The sequence below is a fragment of the Streptomyces sp. NPDC087428 genome (assembly GCF_044744085.1).
Taxonomy (GTDB): Bacteria; Actinomycetota; Actinomycetes; order Streptomycetales; family Streptomycetaceae; genus Streptomyces.
The window spans coordinates 81272-106525 of the sequence record NZ_JBIUXR010000005.1; the positions used below are offsets into that span (position 1 = coordinate 81272).

23 protein-coding genes are annotated in these 25254 nt (G+C 71.0%); 11 read left to right on the forward strand and 12 right to left on the reverse strand.

Translation table 11 applies throughout. From position 1 onward, the window contains the following. Nucleotides 1-9: 9 nt before the first annotated feature. The 4 genes from ACIO3R_RS12000 to ACIO3R_RS12015 are packed head-to-tail and all read left to right on the forward strand — an operon-like array spanning nt 10 to nt 4855. Nucleotides 10-1005: a carbohydrate ABC transporter permease gene (locus ACIO3R_RS12000; RefSeq protein ID WP_402105359.1), complete on the forward strand. Its 996-nt coding sequence runs from the start codon at nt 10-12 to the stop codon at nt 1003-1005. Next, a complete protein-coding gene (locus ACIO3R_RS12005) occupies nt 1002-1877 on the forward strand; it encodes a carbohydrate ABC transporter permease (protein ID WP_385033127.1) in 876 nt (291 codons plus the stop codon). Before ACIO3R_RS12000 ends, ACIO3R_RS12005 begins: the two co-directional genes overlap by 4 nt. A gap of 39 nt (nt 1878-1916) precedes the next feature. Continuing rightward, nucleotides 1917-2957, forward strand: coding sequence for a hydroxyacid dehydrogenase (locus ACIO3R_RS12010; protein ID WP_402105361.1), 1041 nt, complete (start codon nt 1917-1919; stop codon nt 2955-2957). Then, nucleotides 2954-4855, forward strand: coding sequence for a DUF2264 domain-containing protein (locus tag ACIO3R_RS12015; protein ID WP_402105363.1), 1902 nt, complete (start codon nt 2954-2956; stop codon nt 4853-4855). The genes ACIO3R_RS12010 and ACIO3R_RS12015 overlap by 4 nt, the downstream gene beginning before the upstream one ends. Before the next feature lie 43 nt (nt 4856-4898). On the opposite strand, the gene ACIO3R_RS12020 is transcribed toward ACIO3R_RS12015, so the two are convergent. The 7 genes from ACIO3R_RS12020 to ACIO3R_RS12050 form a co-directional block, all read right to left on the reverse strand. Continuing rightward, the gene (locus ACIO3R_RS12020) at nt 4899-5531 is read right to left on the reverse strand and encodes a lactate utilization protein C (protein WP_385033136.1); all 633 of its coding nucleotides are present in this window, start codon (nt 5529-5531) and stop codon (nt 4899-4901) included. Further along, entirely contained in the window at nt 5528-7069 is a 1542-nt protein-coding gene (locus ACIO3R_RS12025; RefSeq protein WP_402105364.1) for a LutB/LldF family L-lactate oxidation iron-sulfur protein, read from the reverse strand. The genes ACIO3R_RS12020 and ACIO3R_RS12025 overlap by 4 nt, the downstream gene beginning before the upstream one ends. Continuing rightward, nucleotides 7066-7833: a (Fe-S)-binding protein gene (locus ACIO3R_RS12030; protein WP_363026556.1), complete on the reverse strand. Its 768-nt coding sequence runs from the start codon at nt 7831-7833 to the stop codon at nt 7066-7068. The genes ACIO3R_RS12025 and ACIO3R_RS12030 overlap by 4 nt, the downstream gene beginning before the upstream one ends. Nucleotides 7834-8067: 234 nt before the next feature. After that, on the reverse strand, nt 8068-8799 hold the full coding sequence (locus tag ACIO3R_RS12035; protein WP_385344064.1) for a FadR/GntR family transcriptional regulator: 732 nt from the start codon (nt 8797-8799) through the stop codon (nt 8068-8070). A gap of 122 nt (nt 8800-8921) precedes the next feature. Beyond that, nucleotides 8922-9965 (reverse strand): S66 peptidase family protein, encoded by a 1044-nt coding sequence (locus ACIO3R_RS12040; protein ID WP_385033145.1) that lies wholly within the window; start codon nt 9963-9965, stop codon nt 8922-8924. A 52-nt stretch (nt 9966-10017) separates the two neighbouring features. Continuing rightward, entirely contained in the window at nt 10018-10401 is a 384-nt protein-coding gene (locus ACIO3R_RS12045; RefSeq protein ID WP_402105366.1) for a DUF4440 domain-containing protein, read from the reverse strand. Between the two features lie 61 nt (nt 10402-10462). Beyond that, nucleotides 10463-11203 carry a class I SAM-dependent methyltransferase gene (locus tag ACIO3R_RS12050; RefSeq protein ID WP_402105368.1) on the reverse strand — a complete coding sequence of 247 codons (741 nt, stop codon included), beginning with the start codon at nt 11201-11203 and terminating at the stop codon, nt 10463-10465. A 210-nt stretch (nt 11204-11413) separates the two neighbouring features. Here ACIO3R_RS12050 and ACIO3R_RS12055 point away from each other — a divergent pair, with 210 nt between their 5' ends. From ACIO3R_RS12055 to fusA, 3 genes are all read left to right on the forward strand, one after another. After that, complete coding sequence (locus tag ACIO3R_RS12055) at nt 11414-12307, forward strand: DUF2510 domain-containing protein (protein WP_402105370.1); 894 nt, start codon at nt 11414-11416, stop codon at nt 12305-12307. A gap of 103 nt (nt 12308-12410) precedes the next feature. Then, nucleotides 12411-12716 (forward strand): hypothetical protein, encoded by a 306-nt coding sequence (locus ACIO3R_RS12060; protein ID WP_402105371.1) that lies wholly within the window; start codon nt 12411-12413, stop codon nt 12714-12716. Between the two features lie 421 nt (nt 12717-13137). Continuing rightward, nucleotides 13138-15225 (forward strand): elongation factor G, encoded by a 2088-nt coding sequence (gene fusA, locus ACIO3R_RS12065; protein ID WP_402105373.1) that lies wholly within the window; start codon nt 13138-13140, stop codon nt 15223-15225. A gap of 65 nt (nt 15226-15290) precedes the next feature. Here fusA and ACIO3R_RS12070 read toward each other — a convergent pair whose 3' ends face one another. Next, nucleotides 15291-16736: a glyceraldehyde-3-phosphate dehydrogenase gene (locus tag ACIO3R_RS12070; protein ID WP_385344084.1), complete on the reverse strand. Its 1446-nt coding sequence runs from the start codon at nt 16734-16736 to the stop codon at nt 15291-15293. A 182-nt stretch (nt 16737-16918) separates the two neighbouring features. Here ACIO3R_RS12070 and ACIO3R_RS12075 point away from each other — a divergent pair, with 182 nt between their 5' ends. Continuing rightward, nucleotides 16919-17842, forward strand: coding sequence for an LLM class F420-dependent oxidoreductase (locus ACIO3R_RS12075; protein WP_385033166.1), 924 nt, complete (start codon nt 16919-16921; stop codon nt 17840-17842). A gap of 133 nt (nt 17843-17975) precedes the next feature. Continuing rightward, nucleotides 17976-18719, forward strand: coding sequence for a GntR family transcriptional regulator (locus tag ACIO3R_RS12080; RefSeq protein ID WP_402105375.1), 744 nt, complete (start codon nt 17976-17978; stop codon nt 18717-18719). Nucleotides 18720-18749: 30 nt separating this feature from the next. On the opposite strand, the gene ACIO3R_RS12085 is transcribed toward ACIO3R_RS12080, so the two are convergent. Beyond that, on the reverse strand, nt 18750-19898 hold the full coding sequence (locus ACIO3R_RS12085) for an RNA polymerase sigma factor (protein WP_402105653.1): 1149 nt from the start codon (nt 19896-19898) through the stop codon (nt 18750-18752). A gap of 8 nt (nt 19899-19906) precedes the next feature. Beyond that, nucleotides 19907-20314: a YciI family protein gene (locus ACIO3R_RS12090; RefSeq protein ID WP_385033172.1), complete on the reverse strand. Its 408-nt coding sequence runs from the start codon at nt 20312-20314 to the stop codon at nt 19907-19909. 318 nt (nt 20315-20632) lie between these two features. Between ACIO3R_RS12090 and ACIO3R_RS12095 the strand changes: the two genes are divergently transcribed. Continuing rightward, nucleotides 20633-21562: an adenosine kinase gene (locus ACIO3R_RS12095; RefSeq protein WP_402105377.1), complete on the forward strand. Its 930-nt coding sequence runs from the start codon at nt 20633-20635 to the stop codon at nt 21560-21562. 239 nt (nt 21563-21801) lie between these two features. On the opposite strand, the gene ACIO3R_RS12100 is transcribed toward ACIO3R_RS12095, so the two are convergent. Continuing rightward, complete coding sequence (locus ACIO3R_RS12100; RefSeq protein ID WP_402105379.1) at nt 21802-22476, reverse strand: response regulator; 675 nt, start codon at nt 22474-22476, stop codon at nt 21802-21804. After that, nucleotides 22473-24116: an ATP-binding protein gene (locus ACIO3R_RS12105; protein ID WP_402105381.1), complete on the reverse strand. Its 1644-nt coding sequence runs from the start codon at nt 24114-24116 to the stop codon at nt 22473-22475. The genes ACIO3R_RS12100 and ACIO3R_RS12105 overlap by 4 nt, the downstream gene beginning before the upstream one ends. Nucleotides 24117-24213: 97 nt before the next feature. On the opposite strand from ACIO3R_RS12105, the gene ACIO3R_RS12110 reads away from it, so the two are divergent. Then, complete coding sequence (locus ACIO3R_RS12110; protein ID WP_402105383.1) at nt 24214-25212, forward strand: Bug family tripartite tricarboxylate transporter substrate binding protein; 999 nt, start codon at nt 24214-24216, stop codon at nt 25210-25212. Nucleotides 25213-25254: the final 42 nt, after the last annotated feature.

Genomic DNA, 25254 nt, shown 5'->3' on the forward strand with positions numbered 1-25254 from the left:
GTGACACCGATGACCAGCCCAGTCACCACGCCGGCTTCCGCCCCCGCGAGCGTCCCCGCGACGGCGCCGGCACCCACCCCGTCCCCGCGTACGCCCCGGAAGTCGGCCCGCAGCCGTGAACTCGGCGCGGCCGGCGCCCTGATGACCCCCTTCTTCATCCTCCTGGTGACGGTCTTCCTGATCCCGGTCGCCACCGCCGTCTGGCTCAGCTTCTTCAGCGACGACCAGCCGGGGCTCGGCTTCGGCCCGGAGCGCACGGTCTTCGTCGGACTGCGCAGCTACACCGCCGTACTGACCGACCCGACCTTCCTCAGCGGCCTGGGCACCGTCGTCCTGTACTGCGTGATCTACATACCGCTGATGGTGATCGGCGCGCTCGCGCTGGCCCTGCTGCTGGACTCCGGAGTGGTGCGGCTGCGCTCCTGGGCCCAGCTCGGGCTGTTCCTGCCGCACGCCGTGCCCGGCATCATCGCCGCCGTCATCTGGCTGTACCTCTACACACCGGGGCTGAGCCCGGTGATCGACCTGCTCGGCAAGGCGGACATCACGATCAACTTCCTCGGGGTGCACACGGTGGTGCCCTCGATCGTGAACATCGCGCTGTGGAGCAACCTCGGCTACAACATGGTGGTCTTCTACGCCGCTCTGCAGGCCGTGCCGCGCGAGGTCATCGAGGCATCCGTCGTCGACGGCGCCGGACCGGTCCGCACCGCCCTCCAGATCAAGACGCCCCTGGTGCGTTCCTCGGTCGTGATGGTCGCGATGTTCACCCTGATCTTCGCGTTGCAGCTGTTCACCGAGCCGATGCTGCTCAGCCAGGCGACACCGATGATCAGCTCGCGCTTCTCGCCCAGCATGTACATCTACGACGCCGCGTTCACCCGTAACAACTACGGACTGGCCGCCGCGGCCTCCGTCGTCCTGCTGGTCTGCACGATCGCGCTCTCCTACGGCGTGACCCGCTGGACCAACCGTGCCAACGCCCCCGAGGAGGAGGCCCGATGAGCGCGACGAGTCCCACCCGCACCGCCGCCACCCTGCGGCCCCGGCTCCTGGGGCGCTCCGTCGTCAACCTGGTCGTCGGCATCTCCGTGCTCTACACGCTGCTGCCGGTGCTGTGGCTGGTGCTCGCCGCGTCGAAGGACCGGGACGCGCTGTTCGGCAGCAATGTGCTCTCGCTCGACCACTTCTCCTTCGCGCAGAACCTCAAGGACCTGTTCGCGATGGACGGCGGGCTGTACACCCGGTGGTACGGCAACAGCCTGCTGTACGCGGTCCTCGGCGCGGCGCTCGGGGCGCTGATCAGCATCGCCTGCGGGTACGCCTTCGACAAGTACCGCTTCGCCCACAAGGAGAAGCTGTTCGGCCTGGTCCTCGCGGCGGTGATGGTGCCGCAGACCGTACTGGCCCTTCCGCTCTATCTGATGGCCTCCGGCACCGGTCTGGTGAACACCTTCTGGTCGGTCTTCATCCCGGTGCTCTTCAACCCGTTCGGCGTGTACCTCGGACGGATATTCAGCCAGGGCTACGTACCGAACGAGGTGCTCGAAGCGGCCCGGGTGGACGGGGCCGGCGAGCTGACCACGTACTTCCGGGTCGCGCTGCGGATGCTCGGGCCGGGTCTGGTCACCGTGTTCCTCTTCCAGCTCACGGCCATCTGGAACAACTTCTTCCTGCCCATGGTCATGCTCTCCGACCAGGATCTGTATCCGGTCAGCCTCGGTCTGTACACCTGGAACAGCTCCGCCACCGTCTCGCCCGAGTACTACCCCGTGGTGATCATGGGTTCGCTGCTCGCGGTCCTGCCGTTGATCCTCGCCTTCGCGCTGCTCCAGCGCTTCTGGAAGTCGGGGCTCACCGCGGGCGCCGTCAAGTAGCCGGACCACCCGCAACACCGTCCCCGTACCAGGAGAAAGATGCCCAGCACCACCCCCACCACCCCTGCCGCGCGGCGCCGCCCTCGCGCCGCCGTCGCGATGAAGCCGGATGCCGCCGCCGCCCTGCTGGACGCCCCGTCCCTGGAGGCCCTCTCGCGGGTGTGCGACCTCGCACCGCTGCCCGTGCTCGACGACTTCACCACCGACCGGGCCCGCGCCGTGCTCGCGGACACGGAGCTGCTGGTCACCGGCTGGGGCTGCCCGCCCCTGGACGGAGCGGCACTGGCAGCGGCGCCCCGGCTGCGCGCCGTCGTGCACACGGCCGGAAGCGTCCGCGGGCACGTCACGGAGGCCTGCTGGGAGCGCGGCATCGAGGTGTCGTCGGCCGCCGCCGCCAACGCCCTGCCGGTCGCCGAGTACACCGTCGCGATGATCCTGCTCTCCGGGAAACGGGCCCTGGAACGGGCCCGCGACTACCGGGCAGAACGCCACCGCGGCAACTGGCTGGCCACCTCCCCCGAAGTGGGCAACTACGGCCGGACCGTGGGCATCCTGTCCGCCTCGCTCATCGGCCGGCGGGTCATCGAGCTGCTGCGCCCCTACGACCTCCGGGTGCTGCTGCACGACCCGTACGTGTCCGACGCGGAGGCGGAGGCGCTCGGTGTCCGGCCGGTGGGGCTCGGCGAACTGTTCGCGCGGAGCGACGTGGTGAGCGTCCACACCCCGCTGCTGCCCGCCACCCACGGACTCGTCAGCCGTGAACTGCTGATGTCCATGCGCCCGGACGGCGTGCTCCTCAACACCTCGCGCGGCGCCGTCGTCGACCAGGACGCGCTGACCGACGTACTGCTGCAGCACCGCATCCGGGCGGTCCTCGACGTCACCGACCCCGACACACTGCCGGCCGGCCACCCCCTGTGGGAGTGCGAGAACGCCCTGATCACCCCGCATCTCGCGGGTTCCCAGGGCAACGAGTGGCGGCGGCTCGTCGATCTGGCCGTGGGCGAGACCGAACGCTGGGCCGCGGGCGACGGATTCGCCCATCCCGTACGACGCGAAAGGCTGGCATTCCTCGCATGAACCGACCGCACACGGACTCCCCCCTGGAGCTCCCCGCCGACGACCGGTCGACGAGCCCGGTCACCGGATACACCCGCGCGCACTGGGAGGCGGCGGCGGACGGACTGCTGAAGGCCGCCTGGCAGTGGGCCACCCCCGGCAGCGCGCTGCTCGACCTGCCGGGACGCCCCTCCGCGTCCGGGGTCCGCTCCGACGGCCTGGAGGGGTACGCGCGCACCTTCCTCGCCGCCGCGTTCCGGGTCGCGGGCGCGGACGGCGAGGACCCGCACGGCTGGCTCGACCGGTACGCGGACGGGCTCGCGGCCGGTACCCGTACGCCGGGCCGGGACGACGCCGAGTCCTGGCCGCTGATCCGCGACCACTCCGTGTTCGGCCAGCCCATGGTGGAGTCCGCCTCGGTCGCCATCGGACTGCGGCTCACCCGGCCTTGGCTCTGGGACCGGCTGGACCCGGCGGTGCAGGACCGTGCGGAGGAGTGGCTGCGCGGCTCCCTGCGGCACACCCCCGCACCCAACAACTGGTACCTGTTCCCCTACTCGGTGGCCGGTTTCCTGGAGTCGGTGGGGCGCGGCGACGCGGCGACGGCCCTCGCCCGGGAGCGGGCACTCGACCTGCTGGAGGGCTGGTACCGGGGGCAGGGCTGGTACGCGGACGGCGACGGACGGGCCTTCGACCACTACAACGGCTGGGCGCTGCACCTCTACCCGGTGCTGGACGCCCATCTGTCCGGTGACCCGGAGCTTTCCGCGCACTACGGGGCGCGGCTGGGCGAGCACCTGGAGAGCCTCTCGCTGCTGTTCGGCGGGGACGGGGCGCCGATTCACTTCGGCCGTTCGCTGTCCTACCGGTTCGCGGCCGGTTCCGCGGTCGGGCTCGGCGCGCTGACCGGGCACACCCCGCTCACGCCGGGCGCGTCCCGGCGGGTGATCAGCGGGGCGCTGCGCTACTTCCTGGACCGCGGCGCGACCGGCACCGACGGGCTGTTGAGCCTGGGGTGGCACGGGCCGCACGACGCGACCCTCCAGCCGTACTCGGGCCCGGCCTCCCCCTACTGGGCGTCCAAGGCCTTCGTCTCGCTGCTCGCCCCGGCGGACCATCCGCTGTGGACGGCCACCGAGGAGCCCGCCCCGAGCGAGGGGCCCGACCGGGTCCTCGCGCTGCCCGCGCCGGGACTGCTCGTCCAGTCCACCCGGGCGGACGGCATCGTCCGGCTGCACAACCACGGCAGCGACCATGTCCGGCCGCACGAGGGCGAGTCGGCGGTGCGGGACGATCCGCTGTACAGCCGTCAGTCGTACTCCACGGTCACCGGGCCGACCGCGCGAGGGAACGCCGGCGACAACCATCTCGGCGTCGTGGTCGACGGGGTCCGCAGCGGCCGCCGTGCCATCCGTCCGCTCGGCGCGGGCGGCGGCGACGGCTGGGGCTGGGCCGCGTCCTGGCACCGGCCGGTGTTCGCCGGCGGCGCGCCGATGGTGCCGGGGCTGCGGGTGGAGAGCGTGACCGTGGTCCGCGGCCGGTACGAACTGCGGGTGCACCGGGTGCTGGGCGCTCCGTCCGGCGCCCGGGTGGAGCAGACGGGCTGGGCGACCGGCCCCGGGGACGCGGTCGCGTCGGCCCTGCACGGTCTGCACGGCTGGGAGTCGCGGGACGAGGTACGGGCCCCGCAGGGCACGGCCTACACGTCCTGGGCGGTGCTCCCCCGGCTGGGCGCGGACGCGGAGGGCACGGTGGTGCTGGTGGCGCTCGCCTCGCTCACCGCGGAGCCCGGCGCGGCCGCGCTCGACGCGGTGGTCAGCGGGGTGAACGTCGACGGGGACACGGTCGAGGTCGGCTGGGCCGAGGACGCGGCGACGACCCGTATCGGATTCGGGCCGGTGACCGTCGAGCACGGCTGAGGCCGAACCGGGCGGGGATGCGCGGCGGCGCACCCCCGCCTCGTCATACGTCCGTGCGGATGACGACGGCCAGGGTGCGGGGGCCGTGTACACCCTCGACCCGTTCCAGCTCGATGTCAGAGGTGGCCGACGGTCCGCTGATCAGCGTCGTCGGCCGCTCGGGCACCAGCCGGGCCACCGCCTCCGGGACGCCCACCTGCACGGTCGACAGATCGACGACGCAGACGTGGAGATCGGGCACCAGGGACAGTGCCCGGCGCCCCTGGTCGGGCGATCCGTCCAGGAAGATCGTGCCGGTCTCCGCGCAGCTGACGGCCGAGGCCGTGACGACACCGTCGAGGGCGTCGAGGCGCGGCGCCGGAATATCGGCGGAGTCCTGCTGGACCTCGCCGTCGTAGGTGGTCAGCCACCGCGGGTCGAGTCCGGCGGGCACCCCGATCCGGCGGGCGCCCCGCTCCCGCAGCACCTCGGCGACGACCTCGGCGGTCCGTTCCGCCGTGCAGGGGTGGACCTGGGCCTTGTAGTCGACGAGCCGGTCGGTGAACAGGGCCAGGCGCTCCGCGTCGGGGAGGGTCCGGCCGGTGCGGTAGGCGCGCGGGACCGGGGTCTCTGCGGCGGGCGCGAGGGCCAGGGCGTCCCGGACGCGGCCGAGCACCGTTTCGCGAGCGGTCGTCACTTCTCCTCCTCCTGCTGGTTGCGCGTGTGTGCGTCGGCGGCCGCCGCCCGCATCGTCGCCGTGCCCTCGGCCGAGGCCAGCCAGGAACGGAAGGTCTGCTTGGGCGGGGCCGGGGTGTCCCGGCTGTCGCTCCACCCGTTGAACGGTGGCGGCAGGTGGGAGATCTTCTTGTCCCGCCCGGCGATGACCCGGCCGAGCCCCGACGCCTTCTGCGCCGCGGTGAAGAGCTTCGGCTTGCCCATCACACCGGCCGCCGCCCTCATGGCGAGCTTCTCGGCCGTGATGCCGGACTGCTCGGTGTGCTGGTGGCGCAGCTCGACCAGCAGCGACGGGATGTCGATCTTGACCGGGCAGGCGTCGAAACAGGCCCCACAGAGGCTGGAGGCGTACGGCAGCGAGCTGTTGGGGTCGTCCTTGGCGGCGTGCATACCGGCGAGCTGCGGCGTGAGGACGGCGCCGATCGGCCCGGGGTACGTCGAGCCGTAGGCGTGGCCGCCGGCGCGTTCGTACACCGGGCACACGTTGAGACAGGCCGAGCAGCGGATGCAGTTGAGCGCCTCGCGGCCGATCCGGTCCGCGAGGGCGGCAGTGCGGCCGTTGTCGAGGAGCACCAGGTGGAAGGTCTGCGGCCCGTCGCCGGGGGTGACTCCGGTCCACATCGAGGTGTACGGGTTCATCCGCTCGCCGGTGGAGGAGCGCGGCAGCAGTTGCAGGAAGACTTCCAGGTCCTGGTAGCGCGGCAGCACCTTCTCGATGCCCATGACGGTGATCAGGGTGTCGGGCAGGGTCAGGCACATCCGCCCGTTGCCCTCCGACTCGACGACGGACAGGGTGCCGGTCTCGGCGACGGCGAAGTTGGCTCCCGAGACGGCCACCTTCGTCGTCATGAACTTCTCGCGCAGATAGGCGCGGGCCGCGGCGGCGAGATGCGCGGGGACGTTGTCCAGGGAGGGGTCGACGCCCGGGATCTCCTTGAGGAAGATCTCCCGGATCTCGTCCCGGTTGCGGTGGATCGCGGGCACCAGGATGTGCGACGGCTTGTCGTGGGCGAGCTGCACGATGAGCTCGGCGAGGTCCGTCTCGTACGGGGTGATGCCGATGGATTCGAGGTGCTCGTTGAGACCGATCTCCTGGGTGGCCATCGACTTGACCTTGATGACCTCCTCGCTCCCGGTCTCCTTGACCAGCCGCGCGACGATCTCGTTGGCCTCGGCGCCGTCCCGTGCCCAGTGGACGGTGCCGCCGCGTGCGGTGACCTTGCGCTCCAGCTCCTCAAGGAGTTCGGGGAGCCGGTTCATGGTGTCGGTCTTGATGGCGGAACCCGCGTCGCGCAGCTCCTCCCAGTCGGGCAGCTCGCCGGTGACGTTGAGGCGTTTGGTGCGGATGGTGTGGGTGGCGCGGCCGAGGTTGCGGCGGAGCTGTTCGTTGCCCAGGTCTTCGTGGGCCGCCGCGGGGAACGTACGGTCGCCGCGCAGATTGCCCGTCCCGTACGGGGAGCGGGGCGGTGTCGCGGGCATGCCGAGAAAGGTGCTGCTCATCGGGCGGCCTCCATCGGGAGATGCGGCGAGGTGCGGGTGGCGGAGAGGATCTGTGCCAGGTGCAGGGTGCGGGTGCCGGAGCTGATCCGGGAGAGGCCGCCGCCGATGTGCATCAGACAGGACGAGTCGCCGGCGGTGCACACATCGGCCCCGGTGGTGGCGATGTTGCGCATCTTGTCCTGGAGCATCGCGGTCGACGTGTCGGCGTTCTTCAGGGCGAAGGTGCCGCCGAAGCCGCAGCAGGCGTCGGCCTCTGGCAGCTCGACCAGGTCGATGGAGTCGACGGCCCGCAGCAGCCGCAGCGGCTTCTCCCCGACCCTGAGCATGCGCAGGGAGTGACAGGTGGGGTGGTAGGTGACCCGGTGCGGGAAGTACGCGCCGACGTCGGTGGCGTCCAGTACGTCGACGAGGAACTCCGACAGCTCGTACGTCTTCGCCTTGACGGTGGCGACACCCGCGCGCAGCGCCGCGTCGCCGTACCGTTCGGCGATGATCTCGTGCTGGTGGCGGACCGAGCCGGCACACGATCCGGACGGCATGACGACGGCCTCGATGGAGGCGTCACCGAACTGCTCGGCGAAGTTGCGTACCAGCGGGACGGGTTCGCGCTGGTAGCCGGTGTTGACGTGCATCTGGCCGCAGCAGGTCTGGCCCGGCGGGAACACCACGTCGTGCCCCAGGCGGGCCAGCAGCACCGCGGTGGATTTCACCGCCTCGGGGAAGAGCGTGTCTCCCAGACAGGTGGCGAAGAGTCCGATGCGCATGGGTCTCCCCGATCGTTTCTCGGCTTGGTGTGCGGTGCGTGGTGCTCGGTGCGCGGCGTCTGCATGACGTGGTGCATGAGCTCGTTTTATGGTCCGACCATACTATCCTCAAGCCGGAACGGCGAAGAGGTCAACCCGCGCGTACGGCTGATCCCCGCTTGTACCGGCCCACGCAGAAGCCGCCGCGGCGCCCCCCAGGGGGCATCGCGACGGCTCGGGCCGGACAGTCAGGGGTCAGTCGGTGGGCTTCTCGTCGACCAGCGTGCCGTGCAGCCCGCGGATGTGCGCCTCGACGACATCGGCCGCCCGCGCTCCCTCGCCCGCGCGCACCAGGCGCAGCAGCTCGATGTGGTCGGCGTTGAGCGCGGCGGCCGTGGCCGGCCAGTCCCGCGCCCCCTCCAGGGCGCGCAGGATCAGCGGCCGGACCGACTCCCGCACCGCGGAGGTGAGGGTGGAGGTCAGCTCGTTGCCGGAGCTGCGGGCGATCCTGACATGGAACCGGGTGTCCAGGTCGTTGAACTCCGGCACCTCGACATCCGGCTCCCCCATCCGTACGACCAGCGCCTCGGCCTCGTCCAGGTCGGCCGCGGAGGCGTGCCGCGCGGCGGCCTCGAAGCTGGACCGCTCCAGGACCACGCGCGCCTCCAGCACGTCCTCCAGGCTGTAGCTGCCGAGGGCGAAGTGGAGCCGGAGCAGCCGGCCGAGGGCGCCTTCGGGGTTACGGACGATCCGCGCCCCGGCGTCCGGGCCCCGGCCCGGCTGGGCCACCAGGACGCCGATGGTCTCCAGCACCCGCAGCGCCTCGCGCAGCGCGGACCGGCTCACGCCGAGGACCGGGGCGAGCTCCCGCTCGGGCGGCAGCCGGTCGCCGGCCTTGAGCTCGCCGGCGAACACCCGCTGCTCGATGCTCTGAAGCACCAGCTCATGCGTGCGCGACTGCCGTACGGGCTGCCATTCGACGGGCATCCGTCACCCCCTGCCGTGGCCGGAGCCGTTCTCCGGGCCGGCCGCTCTTGTCCGAATCTCCCACTATGTCACACAGGACATGTGGTCGGACCAGAACGGGCGCCACCCCCTCCGCGCGCTCCTCAGTACGTCACGACGATGCGGCGGGCCACGCCGTCCACCCGCACCCGGCCGCCGTAGGGGATGATCAGCTGAGGGTCCGTGTGACCCAGGTCGACATCGAGGACGGCCATGGTCTCGGGGGCGTACTCCGCCAACGCCCGCAGAACCGCCTGCCGTTGCAGCGCGCGGTACTCCTCCCCCTCCTCGGCCCCCAGCGGACTCTCGAAGGACCAGTTCTTGGCCCGCGCCATCAGCAGCGCGGGGAACTGCTTCAGGAGTCCCCGCTCCCCCATGTTCCGCAGGATCTGGTACACCGCGTCGGCACCGGGCATCTCCTCGGACGTCTCGAGGAACAGCACCCGGCCCGCGTACTCGGCCGCGGGCCGGATCTCCCGGTCCGCCATCAGCAGCCAGGAAAGGATCTCCAGATTGCCGCCCCAGCTCGTCCCCTGGACCACCCGGTCGGCGTTGTGCCAGATCCAGTCGTCGGCGGGCAGCATGCCGGGTTCGCGGTCGAAGGTCCGCGGGTTCTCCCAGCGGCCGTTGACACTGCCGGTCTCCTTCGCCGGGGTGAGCTCGCGGTCCTCGTGGGTGAAGAGCGCCGCACGCAGCGAGTCGGCCGTCAGCGGGTGCATCGCGCCGGGGCGTCCCAGCTCGACCATCACCGATCCGCCGTGGTAGCCGACGATGCCCAGGTTCTCCAGGAACACCAGCAGATTGGTGCAGTCGCTGTAGCCGAAGAACGGCTTGGGGTTGGCCCGCAGCAGTTCCCGGTCCAGGTACGGCAGCACGGTGATCTGGTCGTCTCCGCCGATGCTGGAGATGACAGCCTTGATCCCGGGGTCGGCGAAGGCCGCGTGGATGTCGGCGGCCCGCTCCTGGGGCGAGGAGCCCATCTTCCGGGTGCACGGGTACTCCACCGGTTCCAGCCCGAATTCCTCGCGGAGTCTGCGCAGTCCCAGCTCGTGCGGGAGCGGGAGGATGCCGGGAAGCCCGGACGAGGGGGACAGCACGGCGACGCGGTCACCGGGCCGGGGCTTGGCGGGATAGTTGGGGGTCGTCATTCGAGGAGCCTAGACGGCGCGCCGTCGGCCGTCCGCCGAATACCCGTGTGGGCTACGGGGAGTTGACCGGCGTGCCCTGGTGGAAGTAGAGCCGCCAGCGCGACTCCGTCCGCCGCCAGATCGAATTGCGCCGCACCCTGCGGCCGTCGCGCTCCGTCGTGAACGTCAGGTGGACGAGGCCGGGGGCCAGCAGTGTGCCGGACATGCTTGTGGCGACCGGGGCGGGCGCGTCCTCGCCGTCGGCGGAGGTGACGGCGAGGATCGACACCCTGTCGTAGCGCCGCCCGGACGCGCCGAACTCGGTGAACTCGGTGAACTCAGGGTCCAGTAGTTCCGTCACCGCGTCGGGCAGGGCCCGCACGCGTGGATCGAGCAGCCGCAGTTCCCCCTCGATCGCGGCCCGCACGGACCGCTCCTGCTCATCGTTTCCGCTCATACGGAAACCCTAGGGCCTCGCGTCCGGATCCCCTGGGCCCGCACGGCCGATTCCCCCGCGGTCAGGCCAGCACGAGCAGGTCCATCCAGCTGACGGCCGGCCGGTCCGGTTCCTGCGCCGCGGCCCGTCTCAGCCGCCGCATCCCGCACTCGAACTCCTCGTCCGTGAGGGCCCGGAGTTTCGCGTCGGTGCCGCGCCGGATCCGGTCCGCGAAGACGGACAGGCTCGGCGCGCTCTCCTGCGGCACCGCGTGCAGCGCGACCCGGCCGAAGCCGGCGGCGGCGAACGCCGCGCAGGTCTGCTCGACGGTCGGATAGCCGTCGACGATGCGCGCGGTCCCGGGGAAGAACCGCACCCGCAGGTCCCGCGTGCACCGGCCGGGGAACGAGTTGCGGATCAGCACCGGCGCCCCCGGCTTCAGCGCCCTGCGTATCTCCCGTGCCGCGGCGGGCAGATCGTCGATGTGGTGGACGACCGACCCGAGCCAGGCCGCGTCCGCGCATCCGTCCGGCACCGGCAGCGCCTCCGCCCGGCCGTCCAGCACCTCGATGTCCGCGGTCCGCGGGATCAGCGCGCGCATGGCGTCGGCCGGTTCCACCGCCAGCACCCGTACCCCGAACCAGTCGGCGAACGCGGCCGAGAAGGCCCCCGTACCGGCCCCGACATCCAGGACGACCGCCCCCGGCGCCAGCGGCACCTCGGTCGCGACGGCCGCGCGCCATGCGGTGAGTCCGTCGCGCGGGATCTCCCTGGCGATCCGGTACTCCTCGGCGAACCGGCGGTCTGGAGCAGTCGCTTCCATGTGCCCTCAATCCTGCCGTGGCCGACGGACCGGGCGAATCGCCGCCCGAGGACCACCGCGCTCCGTCGCGGATGCTAGCGAGCTGGGCCATCAATTGTCTAGACCATAATGAGCTCCGGAGCACGGCCGGACACGACCGGAACCGGTCATCCCCTTCATCCGGTCATCCGGCTCATCGGATTCTCACGCAACCCGGCTACGGTGGCTGCCGTGACGCAGACGAGCCCGCCCGGCTGGCATCCAGACCCCGGGTACACAGGATTTGGCCCCATCCAGGAACGCTGGTGGGACGGCAGCCAGTGGACGGATCACCTCCGCGTGCCACCGGCGACCGTCCGCAGCCGCCGAATACGCATCATCGCCGGCATCACCGCCGGTGTGGTGGTACTCGCCGCCATCGGCGGTGGTGTGTACCTGCTGGCCGACGGTTCCGGCAAGAAGACGGAGAGCACGGCCACCGCGCCGTCCCCCTCGTCCTCCCCCGCGCCCAGCCGTCAGCCCGGCGCACCGGGCGGCAGCGGCGGCGGCAACGGCGGCGGGAACGAGAACCCCGAGCAGCCGCAGACCGAGGACGGCTACGCGACGGACCTGGCGAGCGGAATCAGCATCCCGGTCCCTGACGGCTGGAAGGGCGAGTCGGGCATGGGCGCGGGAGTGACCACCGGTTCGTACGCCTGCCCCGGGGACACCAAGCAGACGTGCGTCCGCGGCGGAGTGTTCTCCGTACCGGCCGAGGCGCTGAAGCTGAGCACCAAGACCGCGAAGGCGACGGCCGAGAAGGACATCGCCACCAACGCGAAGGAATCGTACGGCGAGAAGATCTACGGCGGCATCACCTCGCACCAGGAACTGAAGTCCGAGGCGGTCACGGTGGCCGGCCAGCAGGGCTACCGGGTGCGCTGGAAGGTCGTGACGAAGGACGGCGACGACGGGTACGTCGAGTCGCTGGCCTTCCCCTCCCCCCATGCCGAGAACATGCTCATCGTCGTCCGTTCGGGCTTCGACATCAACACCAAGGCACCCGCCCTGTCCGTCCTGGACGACATCACCAAGGGCATCAAGGCCGCCTCGGGCACGGGTTCCGGCCCCGGCACCACGGCTTAGCCGCTCCCGCGGGGGCGCCGCACGGCCCGGGTGAGTACCCGGGCCGCCGGGGCTGAGTACGCCGACCGATCCGGCACCGGTCCGTCGCTGCTCGAATGGGAGCATGGCTCCCGACGCACCGCGCCCCCGCATCCAGCACGTCACCCGTGCCGGCACCACGCTGGCCGTCACCCTGGCTCCGTTGGTGATCGGTGTCCTGCTGGCCCGGACGATGGCCCTGGACCCCCATACGCCCGTGAACGCGCTGATCACCCGGGGCGGCCGGGGCGCCGGCGTCTCGCCCGCCGAGTGGCGCGGCTGCGGCCGGAGCGCGCTACGGCGGTGCCGCAGGACCTGGAAGCCCCGACCGTCTCACGGTGCCCTTCGCCGTGACACCGCCGGGGATGTCTCTCGGTCCCCCTCGCCGTGACACGGACCTGTCGCCGGACGGCCACCGCCCGGCGACAGCATCGGTCTCCCGCGGAAAACCGGTTCCCCCGCCCGTACCGGTTTCCCTAGACTCGACACGAAATCGCGCGCCGCCCAGCACGTTCCGGCGCGCACCGTGACCAGTGGGGGGAGGCCTGCCGTGCGCTACCGCACCGCTGTCGTCGTCCCCCTGTCGCGGTACGAGGTGATCCTGGTGTCCACCCCGGCCCGGCGCCGGCTGCGCGGCCGGCCCCGGACACCCGTGACGAACATCTGAGCCCTGTCCGTTCCTTGACGGACCGTCATCGCGGCGACGCCCTGTGCGGCGTGCCGCGGTCAAGGGTTCCGCGGGCCTGGACACAGGCCTCGCCGTCCGGGGATCGCGCCGTCTTCTTCCGGATCACCCCGAAGGGCCACGGACCGTGCGTACCGAACCGAACCGTCAACTCACCAGCGCGCTGAACGGCGTTCGCAATCTGGGCATCCTCGCCCACGTCGACGCCGGCAAGACGACCGTCACCGAACGGATCCTCTACGCCACCGGCACCACCCACAAGCGCGGCGAGGTCCATGACGGAACGACCGTCACCGACTTCGACCCGCAGGAACGCGACCGGGGCATCACCATCTTCGCCGCCGCGGTGAGTTGTACATGGGCGGGCCACCGGATCAATCTGATCGACACCCCGGGGCACGTCGACTTCGCCGACGAGGTCGAGCGTTCGCTGCGGGTGCTCGACGGTGCGATCGCCGTGTTCGACGCGGTCGCGGGTGTGGAGCCGCAGAGCGAGTCGGTGTGGCGCCAGGCCGACCGGCACGCGGTGCCGCGTATCGCGTTCGTCAACAAGCTCGACCGCGTGGGCGCCGACCTCGACGCGGCGGTCGCGTCGATCCGGGAGCGGCTGCACACGGTCCCGTTGGTGGTCCAGCTTCCGGTCGGGGGCGAGGAGCGGTTCAACGGCGTGGTGGACCTGGTGCGCATGCGGGCCCTGGTGTGGGCCGACGGCTGTGACACGTACGAGGAGGGGGAGGTGCCCGATGCGCTGCGGGAGGAAGCACACCGGCGCCGACGGATGCTGGAGGAGACGGTGGCGGAGCTCCATCCGGTCGCCCTGGAGGAGTTCTGCGCGCGGTCCACGCTCTCCGAACGGACGCTGACCGCGGCGTTGCGGGATCTGACCCGCGGCGGTGAGGGTGTCGTCGTGCTGTGCGGCTCGGCCTACCGCAACCGCGGTATCGAACCGCTGTTGGAGGCGGTCGTGGCCTATCTGCCCTCTCCGCTGGACGTGCCGCCGGTACGCGGCACTCTCGGCGACACGGTGCAGGAGCGGGCCGCAGATCCGGCGGCTCCGTTCGCCGCGCTGGCGTTCAAGGTGACCGCGACCGCTACGGGACGGCTGACCAGTCTGCGGGTGTATTCGGGCACGCTCAGGAAGGGGGACACCGTGCTGGACGCGGGTGCGCGGCGCAGCGAGCGCGTCGGCCGGATCCTGCGGGTCCGGGCGGACCGGCACGTCGATGTGGACGAGGCGGTGGCCGGGGACATCGTCGCGGTGATCGGCCTCAAGGCCGCCCGCGCCGGCGCCACCCTGTGCGCGCCGGGTGCCCCGCTGGTCCTCGAACCGCCCACGGTGGCCGATCCGGTCGTGTCGGTGGCGGTCGAGGCCGCCCGGAGCACCGACACGGAGCGGCTGATGTCGGCACTGGCGCGGCTGGCCGAGGAGGACCCGTCGCTGGCGGTGCGGACGGACGCCGAGACGGGGCAGACGGTGCTCTCGGGCATGGGTGAACTCCATCTGGAGGTGGCGGCGGAGAAGATCCGCCGTGCCCACGGGCTGGAGGTCCGGGTCGGGCGGCCGCAGGTCGCCTTCCGGGAGACGGTCGTGCGCGGTGTGTCGGGTCTGGTGTACCGGCACGTCAAGCAGGACGGCGGGGCCGGTCAGTTCGCCCATGTCGTCCTCGACGTCGAGCCGTTGGGGCCCGGCATGGGTCAAGGCGGTGAGGGCGGGGCGGAGTTCGTGTTCCGCTCGGCCGTCGTCGGCGGCCGGGTGCCGCAGGAGTACGTCCGGGCGGTGGCGGCCGGCTGCAGGGACGCCCTGGTCGAGGGTCCCGTGGGCGGGCATCCGGTGACCGGGGTGCGGGTGACGCTGACCGATGGCGCCACCCATCCCAAGGACTCCTCGGAACTGGCCTTCCGCACCGCCGGGCGGTTCGCGCTCCGGGAGGCGCTGCGCGGCTGTGCGATGGTGCTGCTGGAACCGGTGGCCGAGGTCACGGTCACCGTGCCCGACGACGCCGTCGGCGGGGTGCTCGGCGACCTGGCCGCACGGCGTGGCCAGGTGTCCGGCTCCACCGCGCGGCCCGGTACGGCAGTGATCACGGCGACCGTGCCGCTGGCCGAACTGTTCGGTTACGCGACCCGGCTGCGCGGCCGGACCCAGGGACGGGGGACGTTCACCACCCGGGCCACGGGCTACGCCCCGGCGCCGGACACGGCACCGGCCCGGTAGTCCGCGCGACCGGTCCCGTGTGCGGGCAGCTCCGGGGCTGCCCGCACACGGGTGGGGCGGCGGGGTCAGAGCACGGGGACGGGGAAGGTCGGGTACTCCACCCCGGAGACGTGCTGGACGACCCGGACGACCTGGCAGGAGTAGCCGAACTCGTTGTCGTACCAGAGGTAGAGGATCGCGTTGTCGCCGTCGACCTGGGTGGGGCCGGCGTCGACGATCGAGGCGTGGCGCGAGCCGATGAAGTCGCTGGAGACCGCGTCCGGGGCGGTGGTGAAGTCGATCTGGCGCTTGAGCGTCGACGTGAGCGACACCTCGCGGAGGTGGTCGAGGACCTCGGCGCGGGTGGTCTCGCGCCCCAGTTTCAGGCTGAGGATCGCGATCGAGACGTCCGGCACCGGGACCCGGATCGAGCTTCCGGTGATCGTCGCGTCGAGGTCGGGCAGCGCCTTGGCCACGGCGGACGCCGCGCCGGTCTCGGTGATGACCATGTTGAGCGGCGCCGAGCGGCCGCGGCGGTCGGAGCTGTGGTAATTGTCCAGCAGGTTCTGGTCGTTGGTGAACGAGTGGATCGTCTCGACGTGACCGCGCAGGACGCCGTACTCGTCCGCCATCGCCTTCAGCGGCGGGACGATCGCGTTGGTGGTGCAGGAGGCGCAGGAGATGATCTGCTCGTCCGGCTTGATCATGTCGTGGTTGACGCCATGGACGACATTGGGGACGTCGCCCTTGCCCGGCGCGGTGAGGACGACCTTGGCGACGCCGGGGCGCAGGTGCTGCGACAGTCCCTCGCGGTCGCGCCACCTGCCGGTGTTGTCGATGAGGACGGCGTCCTTGATCCCGTACGCGGTGTAGTCCACCGTCGTCGGGTCGTCGGAGTAGATGACCTTGATCTCGTTGCCGTTGGCGATGATCTTGTTGTTCGCCTCGTCGACGGTGATCGTGCCCTGGAACTGGCCGTGGATCGAGTCGCGGCGCAGCAGTGAGGCGCGCTTGACGATGTCCTGGCCGGCCGCCTTGCGGACGACGACGGCGCGCAGCCGCAGGCCGTTGCCGGAGCCGGCCTTCTCGATGAGCAGCCGGGCGAGGAGGCGGCCGATGCGGCCGAATCCGTAGAGGACGACGTCCCGCGGCTCGCGGCGCTCGATCCTGTCGTCCCCCGTGGCACCGGCGACGGCCCCGGCGGTGAACTCCGCCTCGGAGAGACCTCGGTCGTCGGTCCGGTACATCGCGGCGAGCATCCCGATGTCGATCTGGGAAGGGCCGAGGTCGAGGGCGGCGAGCGCCTCCAGGAAGGGCAGCGTCTCGGTGACCGAGAGTTCCTCGCCGGCGATCTGCCGGGCGAACCGGTGGGTCTTGAGGATGCTGACCACCGACTTGTTCACCAGGGAGCGGCTGTGCAGCAGGACGGTGACGTCCCGCTCCCGGTGCAGCTTCCCGATGATCGGGATCATCGACTCCGCGATCTCCTCGCGGTTCTTCCAGTTGGTGAACGAGTCGTCATTGACAGTCACAGGTTTATCTTTCGAGCTAGGAGGCGCTCATATGGTAACCCGCCGTTGTTTTGATCATCCAGATGGTGCCTCTCCGAGGCTCCTCACCTGGACCGTCCGGCTCGGGCGCGTACACACGGCAGACATGAACTCGTCACACACCAGACGGAATGCGCGCCCAACTCGCCCGGTTCTGAAGTGACATGACTGTGGGAGTAGCAATCAGCGCCACCGGCGCCGACAACCAGATCGATGCGACCGTGCGGCTCGCCAGGGAGGCCGCGGCCGCGGGGCTGCGGTCCGCCTGGTTCGGGCAGACCTTCGGGGCGGACTCGCCTCAGCTCGCCGCGATCGTCGGGCGGGAAGTGCCGGGCATCGACGTGGGGACGTCTGCGATCCCCGTCTTCGGCCGCCATCCCCTGCTCGTCTCCAGCCAGGCCCAGACCGCGCAGGCGGCCACGCACGGCCGGTACCACCTCGGGCTCGCGCTCGGCACCAAGCTGCTGACCGAGGCGGGCTTCGGCATTCCCTTCGAGCGGCCCATCGCCCGGCTGCGGGAGTTCCTCACCGCGCTGCGGCAGCTCACCGAGACCGGCAGCGCCGACTTCCACGGCGAGCTGCTCACCGCGACCACGCCGGTTCCCGCCCGTGTGGCCGGAGCGGAGGCGGGCGTGCCCCTGCTCGTCGCCGCGATGGGCCCGCAGGCGCTGCGCGTCAGCGGCGAACTGGCCGACGGGATCCTGCCGTATCTCGCCGGTCCCCGCGCCCTGTCCGAGCACATCGTCCCGGCGGTCACCGCGGCCGCGCGGGAGGCGGGCCGCCCCGCGCCCCGGATCGTGGCGCTCGTGCACGGCGTGGTCACCGGCGACCCCGACGCCGCACGAGAGACGGCGACCGAACAGCTCGCGTTCTACGAGCAGATCCCGTCCTACGCACGGGTCGTGGAACTGTCCGGGGGCCGACGCGCCGCCGACGTGGCCGTGATCGGCGACGAGCGGACGGTCGCCGCCGAGGTACAGCGCTACCGGGACGCCGGGGCCACGGAAGTGGTGTTCTCGGGAACGGACCTGGCCGGCGACGCCGACCGGCGCCGGACCTGGGAGCTGCTGGGCGAGCTGGCCGGCTGACGGCAACCACCGAGTGGGCGCGAGGTGGGTGGGTGCGGTTCCTCCCCGTATTTGTTCTGACATAAATACGTACAGAGCTTGAGTCGAATGTGCGGCATACTGAACGCGTGGCACAACGTCTTGAGGAGCCCGCATGGAGTCGATCACCAGGCTGATCACCATCGACCGAAGCAGCCCGGTGCCGCTGTACTTTCAGGTCGCGCAGCAGCTTCAACAACTCATCGAGTCCGGCACGCTGGCACCGGGGACGCGGCTGGAGAACGAGATCGCTCTCGCGGACCAGTTCGGGCTCTCCCGCCCGACCATGCGCCAGGCCATGCAGCACCTGGTCGACAAGGGGCTGCTGGCGCGCAAGCGGGGGGTGGGCACCCAGGTCGTCAACAACCGGGTGCGCAGGCAGATCGAGCTGACCAGCCTGTTCGAGGACCTCAAGCGCGACGGCCGGCGGCCGCGCACCGAATTGCTGTCGATGCGAACCGTGCCCGCCGCCGCCAAGGTCGCGGCCGCCCTCAAGCTCGAACCCGGCGCGGACACCGTGGCGCTGCGCAGACTGCGTTACGCGGACGACGAGCCCATAGCGGTCATGGAGAACCACCTGCCGGCGGACCTCCTGGGGCTGACCGAGGAGGACCTCACCGGTCGCGGCCTGTACGAACTGCTCAAGCGGGCCGGCATCGCCCTGCGGACCGCCGACCAGACCATCGGGGCACGCCGGGCCACCGCGGCGGAGTCCCGGCTGCTGGACGAGTCCCGCGGCGGCACCCTGCTCACCATGGAGCGCACGGTCCTCGGGGACGCGGGGCGGCCGGTGGAGTTCGGCTCGCACCTCTACCGGGCGTCCCGGTACTCGTTCGAGATGACGCTGACCGCGCACTGAACCGCGTTGCCGGGCGTCGGCCGCCCGTGCTCAGCAGCCGGGTCGGCGGGTGTTGAGCCGGGCCGCTTGGAACGTCAGGTGGTCGCGCTCGGCGAGATTGGCTGCCTTCCGGGCAGCCTCCGCGTACAGCCGCGCCGCCGTCGCGTGGTCGCCGTCGCGCTCATGGAGGTACGCGGCCACCGCGTCGTACCGGGGCAGTGCGTCGTCCAGCTCCGCGAGCGCCGCCAGGCCGGCGCGGGGCCCGTCGGCGTGGCCGACGGCCACGGCGCGGTTGAGCCGGGCGACCGGGCTGCCGGTCAGCCGGACGAGTTCGTCGTACCACTCGACGATCTGCACCCAGTCGGTCTCCTCGGCGGTGGGCGCGTCGGCGTGGAGTGCCGCGACGGCTGCCTGGGCCTGGAACTCACCCAACCGGTCGCGGGCCAGGGCCGTCTGGAGGATCACGACTCCCTCGGCGATCGACTCGGTGTCCCACCGGCCGCGATCCTGCTCGGCCAGCGGCACCAGGCTGCCGTCGGACGTGGTCCGGGCGGCGCGCCGGGCCTGGTGGAGCAGCATGAGCGCGAGCAGCCCCGCCACTTCGGGGTGGTCGATCGCGGCCGCGAGCTGCCGGGTGAGCCGGATGGCCTCTGCGGCGAGGTCGACGTCACCGGAGTAGCCCTCGTTGAAGACCAGGTAGAGGACGCGCAGCACGGTGGCGACATCGCCGGGCCGGTCGAACGACACACCGGAGACGGTGCGCTTGGCCCGGCTGATGCGCTGCGCCATGGTCGCCTCGGGCACCAGGTAGGCCTGGGCGATCTGGCGGGTGGTCAGCCCTCCGACGGCACGCAGTGTGAGCGCGACGGCGGACGACGGCGTCAGCGACGGGTGGGCGCACAGGAAGTAGAGCTGGAGCGTGTCATCCACCGCGGACGCGGGTCCGGGCACCGGCTCCTCGTCGACGAGATCCTCACGCCGACGGCGGGCGGTGTCCGCCCGTACCGCGTCGAGGAACCGGCGCCAGGCCACGGTGACCAGCCAGCCCTTCGGGTCCCGCGGCGGGTCGGCCGGCCAGACGCGGACGGCCTCGGCCAGCGCGTCCTGCACGGCGTCCTCGGCCGCCGCGAAGTCGGCTCCGCGGCGGACGAGGATACCGAGCACGCTCGGCGTGAGGCTCCGGAGCAGGGCCCCGTCCATCGACGAGGTCACTCCGTGATGGTGGGCGGCGCGGACAGGAACGGGCGCAGCTCAAGCCACTCGTGGATCGGCTTCCCGCCCGCCCCGGGGGCGGCCGACAGTTCCCCGGCCAGCTCGACGGCACGCTCGTAGCTGTCGACGTCGATCACCATCCAGCCGGCGATGAGGTCCTTGGTCTCGGCGAACGGCCCGTCGGTGACCGGCGGGCGGCCCTCGCCGTCGTACCGGACGAACGTCCCCTCGGGGGCGAGCGCCTGGCCGTCGACGAACTCGCCGGTCCTCTCCAGCCGGGCCGCGAAGTCGTTCATGTACTGCATGTGGGCCGAGACCTCCTCCGGCGTCCACCGGTCCATGGGCACGTCGTTGACTGCGGCCGGGGCGCCGCGGTAGTGCTTCAGAAGCAGGTACTTGGCCATGGTGTTCTCCTCGGCGCTGGTGCGAACCGTTCTTTCGGTCGCGTTCACTGCGGGGACGGAGCCGGTCACGGGTTCTCGACATCGCGGGCCGATTTCTTTTGGCGATGGATCGAGATCAGCGGCTGCGGGCCAACTGAATCATGAGAAGGCCTCGCACGCGGGGTACCGGAGAGCTGGAACGACGGCTGTGTCCCGGTCGGATCGCAAGACCTTGCCGAAAAGTTCTGCAATTTCTTGCCCGGATCGGCGTCGGCTGGTTGACTCACCTGCGATCAGCGGAAGTTACCGGCCCGCCCCTCGTGTGCGAGAGGAAAAGTGATGAGCAGCGAGTACGACGTCCTCGTCCTGGGAGGGTCGGGCGTCGACACGATCGTGTACGTCCCCGAACTGCCGCTCCCGTACGCGGACAGCTACATGATCCGGCCGGGCATCGAGACCCGCGCCGGACAGACCGGGGACTTCGTGGCCCTGGGCCTGAGCGCGCTGGGGCTGCGCACGCATCACCTCGACATGATCGGGGACGACCCCAGCGGCGACCTCGTCCGGGCGTTCCACCGTGACCACGGCATCGGGTTCACCGAAGTGCCCCTGCCCGGCGGGACGAAGCGGGCCGTCAACCTCGTCGGCCCCGACGGGCGGCGGCTCTCCCTCTACGACGACAGCCGCTCCCGGGAGGCCGACCGCCTGCCCGAGGAGCTGGTCCGTTCCCTGGCGTCGGTGAGCCGCCACGCACACGTCAGCATCACGTATCCGTGCGCCTTCGCCCTCCCCCAACTGCGCGAAGCGGGCCTCACCGTCTCCACCGACCTCCACGACTGGGACGGCGAGAACCCCTACCACGAGCCGTTCGCCTACGGCGCTGACATCGTCTTCGTGTCCACGGCCGCCCTGGCCGACAAGGAGAAGACGATGCGCAAGGTCCTGGAGCGGGGGCGGGCCGAGGCGGTGATCGCCACCGCGGGGGCCGAGGGCGCGTACCTGCTGACCGCCGACGGACTGACTCACGTTCCGGTGGTCGAGCCGCGAAGGCCGGTGGTCGACACCAACGGGGCGGGCGACGCCTTCGCCGCCGGCTTCCTCTTCGGCCGGCTGACGGGCGAGGACCCGGGCCGCTGCGCTCTCTACGGCTCGGTGGCAGGCGCGTACGCCTGCACCGTCCCGGCCACCGGGAGTGACGCCATCGACCGCACGGGGCTGATCGGGGAGATCGCACGGCTGACGGGGTCCCGGGCGGCCGCGGGCGGCTGAGGCGGAGAGGGGGCGGCGTTCACGATGGTCGAGTCGATGCCGACCATCGAATTGCGGGTAGCGATCACCGCCGGGGGATGCCGGATTCCCGCGGAGAACCAAACCGAGCCGTCCACCCCGCACGGCTTCAGCGCTCAGGGACTTACTGCGGGGCAACCCCGTTGCCGCGCCGGGTCGTTGTGGCTCCGGGCAGCACATACCGGGCTGCTGCGACCGGGAGCCGTACGGCGCGAGCGCACTCAGGCGAGCCAGCCGTAGCGGCGCTCGGGTCGGCCGACGGCTCCGTACCGCAGGGACAGTTCGGCGCGGCCGGTGTCGTGGAAGTATTCGAGGTAACGACGGGCGCTGACCCGCGAGACGCCGGTCCGGGCCGCGCACTCGGTGGCGGACAGCGTTCCGTCGGCATCGCACAGCGTGCGTTCGATCAGCTTCGAGGTCTCCACGCTCAGACCCTTCGGCAGCGTGACGCTCAAGACCGGCGAGTGGCCCCCGGTCAGGGCCCGGTCCACGTCGGCCTGGCCTCTGACGACCGCGGTGAGCAGGCTGTTGCGCCGGGTGGCGTACTGCAGGAGGCGAGGGTGCAGGTCGTCGAAGTCGAACGGCTTCAGCAGGTAGTTGACCACGCCCTGGCGGACGGAGCGGCGGACCGCGTCGGCCTCGCGCGAGGCGCTGATCACCATGAAGTCGCAGTCGTGCCCGTCGGCCCGCAGGCGGGGAATGACGTCCAGGCCGAACATGTCCGGAAGATGGAGATCGAGCAGGACCAGGTCGGGCCGCAGTTCGCCGACGGCCTTGATCGTCTGCTCGCCGGTGTTCGCCGTCCCGACGACCCGGAAGGAATCGACGCGGTCGACGTACGCCTGGTGGATGCTTGCCACCATGAAGTCGTCGTCGACGACCAGTACGTCGATCATCGGGAAGCTCCTTCCGGTACCGCGGCGGACCGGTGGTCGACGGACATTCTCGCGGTGAACATGGCGCCGTCGGGCGTGTTGGTCACCGCCACCTCGCCGCTCCGGCGTTCGCAGACCAGCCGGGTGAGCGCCAGCCCGATGCCGCGCTCCCCCTCCTGGGCGGCCTTCGTGGTGAAACCGTGCAGGAAGACCTCCTGGGCGAGTTCGGGCGTCACGCCCGGACCCGAATCGCGTACCACGATCTCCACGCTGGATGTGTCCTGCCGCAGTTCGACCTCCACCCAGGCATCGCGATGGCCGGCGCCCGCCGCCGCGGCGTCGACGGCGTTGTCGACGAGGTTGCCGATCACCGTCACCACGTCCACCGAGTCCTCCGGCGCCAGCCGGTCGAGCGCCGTGTGCTCCGAGACGCGCAGCACGACCTTCCGTTCGGCCGCGAGCGAGGACTTCGCCATCAGCAGGGCGCCGACGGCCATGTCACGGACCCGTGTGGTCAGGGTCGTGTCCAGCGACTGGCGGTGGCGGCTCAGCGCGCGGACGTACCGCACCACATCGTCGTGCCTGCCGATCTGGATCAGTCCGGAGATCGTGTGCAACTGGTTGGCGAACTCGTGGGCCTGCGCGCGCAGCAGCTCGGCGGAGCTGCGGAGCGAGCCGATCTCGCGTTCCAGCCGCGCCAGTTCGGTGCGGTCCCGCAAGGTCGTGACCGAGCCGAGCCGGCGGCCGTCCTTGGTGACGGTCTTCCGGTTCATCACCAGCACTCGGCTCCGGTGTATGACGACTTCGTCGCGCTGCTCGGTCTCACCGGGCGATCCGGCGAGTACCTCGTGCAGCCGGCCCTCGATCCGGAGATCGGCCAGGCTCATCCCCACGCAGTGTTCGGGCAGATCGAGCAGTTCCCTGCCGACCGCGTTCACGAGGGTGAGCCGCGACCGCGGGTCGAGGGCGATCACGCCTTCCGCGATCCCGGACAGCATGGCCTCGCGGTACTCGGCGAGCCCCGCGATCTCCCGCGGCTCCAGACCGAGGGTCTGGCGTGTGGTACGCCGGGCCAGCAGCCACGATCCGATCAGGCCGAGCCCACTCGCGATGCAGAGACAGACGAGCAGATCCGACGACGCGCCACTCAGCCGCTGCCATACCGTCGGTGATGCCTCACCGATCATCACGGTGCCGAGATGCCGGCCGAGGTGGGGCTGAGCCGTTTCGAGCACCGGCACCTGGGCCACCGGTTCGCGGTCACCGTCCACGCCCAGCTCACCGGACCAGCCGCGGGCGTCAGCGACGCCGGGGCCGAGCGGCGGTCTCGTACCGATCAGTGGGGGGTTCGTCGAGCCGGCGATGCGGCCCCTGCCGTCGGCGATCGTGACGGAGGTGGCTCCCGACCGGGTCAGCGTGGTCCGGACGAGGGGAGCGAGCGTCTCCCCCGGCGCCGACCGGCCGAACTGACCGGACACCATGGGGTGGCCAGCCAGTTGCTCGGCGAGCGCGGTGACCCGACGCCCCTCGACCCGGTCGAAGGTCGCTTCCGACTGGGTCAGCGAGACGGCGGCGACCGCCATCGGCACCACCACGACGCGGGAGAGCTGGAGCACCAGCAGCTCTCCCGCGAGGGTATGACGGCGAAAAGTTGTGACCACAATCAACTCAATCTTCAATGCCGACACAACGCAGACGCGGTGTCTCAAACGTCACATAATCATGGCGCCCGAATGTCCGAAGTGGAAGGGACAAACCATGAGAACTCGTAGAGTCGCTGTCGTCAGCGCCCTGACCGCCGTGTCCATGCTGGTGATATGCGCCTGCGGTGCCACCGGCGAGAACGAGACAGGCAAGAGCGGTGCGACCGTGACGGGTCTGCGGATCATGGTCCCCAACACTCCGGGCGGCGGGTACGACACCGCGGCGCGTGCGGCGGCCAAGGTACTGGAGGACACCAAGATCGCGCCCGGCGTCGAAGTGTTCAACCTTCCGGGCGCCGGCGGCACGGTCGGTCTGCAGCGCACCGTGAGCGAACGGGGCAACGGCAACCTCGCCATGCAGATGGGACTGGGAGTCGTCGGTGCCTCGTACACCTCGAAGTCGAACGCGACGCTCGCCGACACCACACCGATCGCCAGGATGATGGAGGAGGCGGGCGCGATCGTCGTGCCCAAGGACTCCCCGTACAAGTCGATCACCGATCTCGTCACCGCCTGGAAGGCAAACCCCAAGGCAGTCGCTGTCGGGGGCGGCTCCTCGGTCGGCGGACCGGACCACCTCCTTTCGATGCAGCTCGCCAAGACGGTCGGCATCAACCCGAAGAAGGTCAAATACATCAGCTACGACGGCGGTGGTGAGCTGCTCCCGTCGATCCTCCACAACAAGATCGCCTTCGGTGCCAGCGGTTTCGGTGAGTTCATCGATCAGATCGAGGCGGGCCAGGTGCGGGTACTCGCGGTGACCAGCGAGAAGCCGATCGACGTCCTCAAGGGCACGCCGACGCTGAAGTCCTCGGGTATCAACCTGGTCTTCACCAACTGGCGCGGAATCGTCGCACCCCCCGGCATCAGCGGCGCCGAGCGGAAGGTCTGGATCGACTCGCTGACCGCGATGCACGACTCCGCGGAGTGGAAGGCCGAACTGACCAAGCACGGCTGGACCGACGCGTTCATGACGGGCTTCGAGTTCTCCAGCTATCTGACGGAGCAGGACAGGGATGTCGCCGACATCCTCACGGAGCTCGGCGTGGCGTGAACTCGTGGGCGACGGGCCGCGTGTCCGTCCCGGGCGTTACAG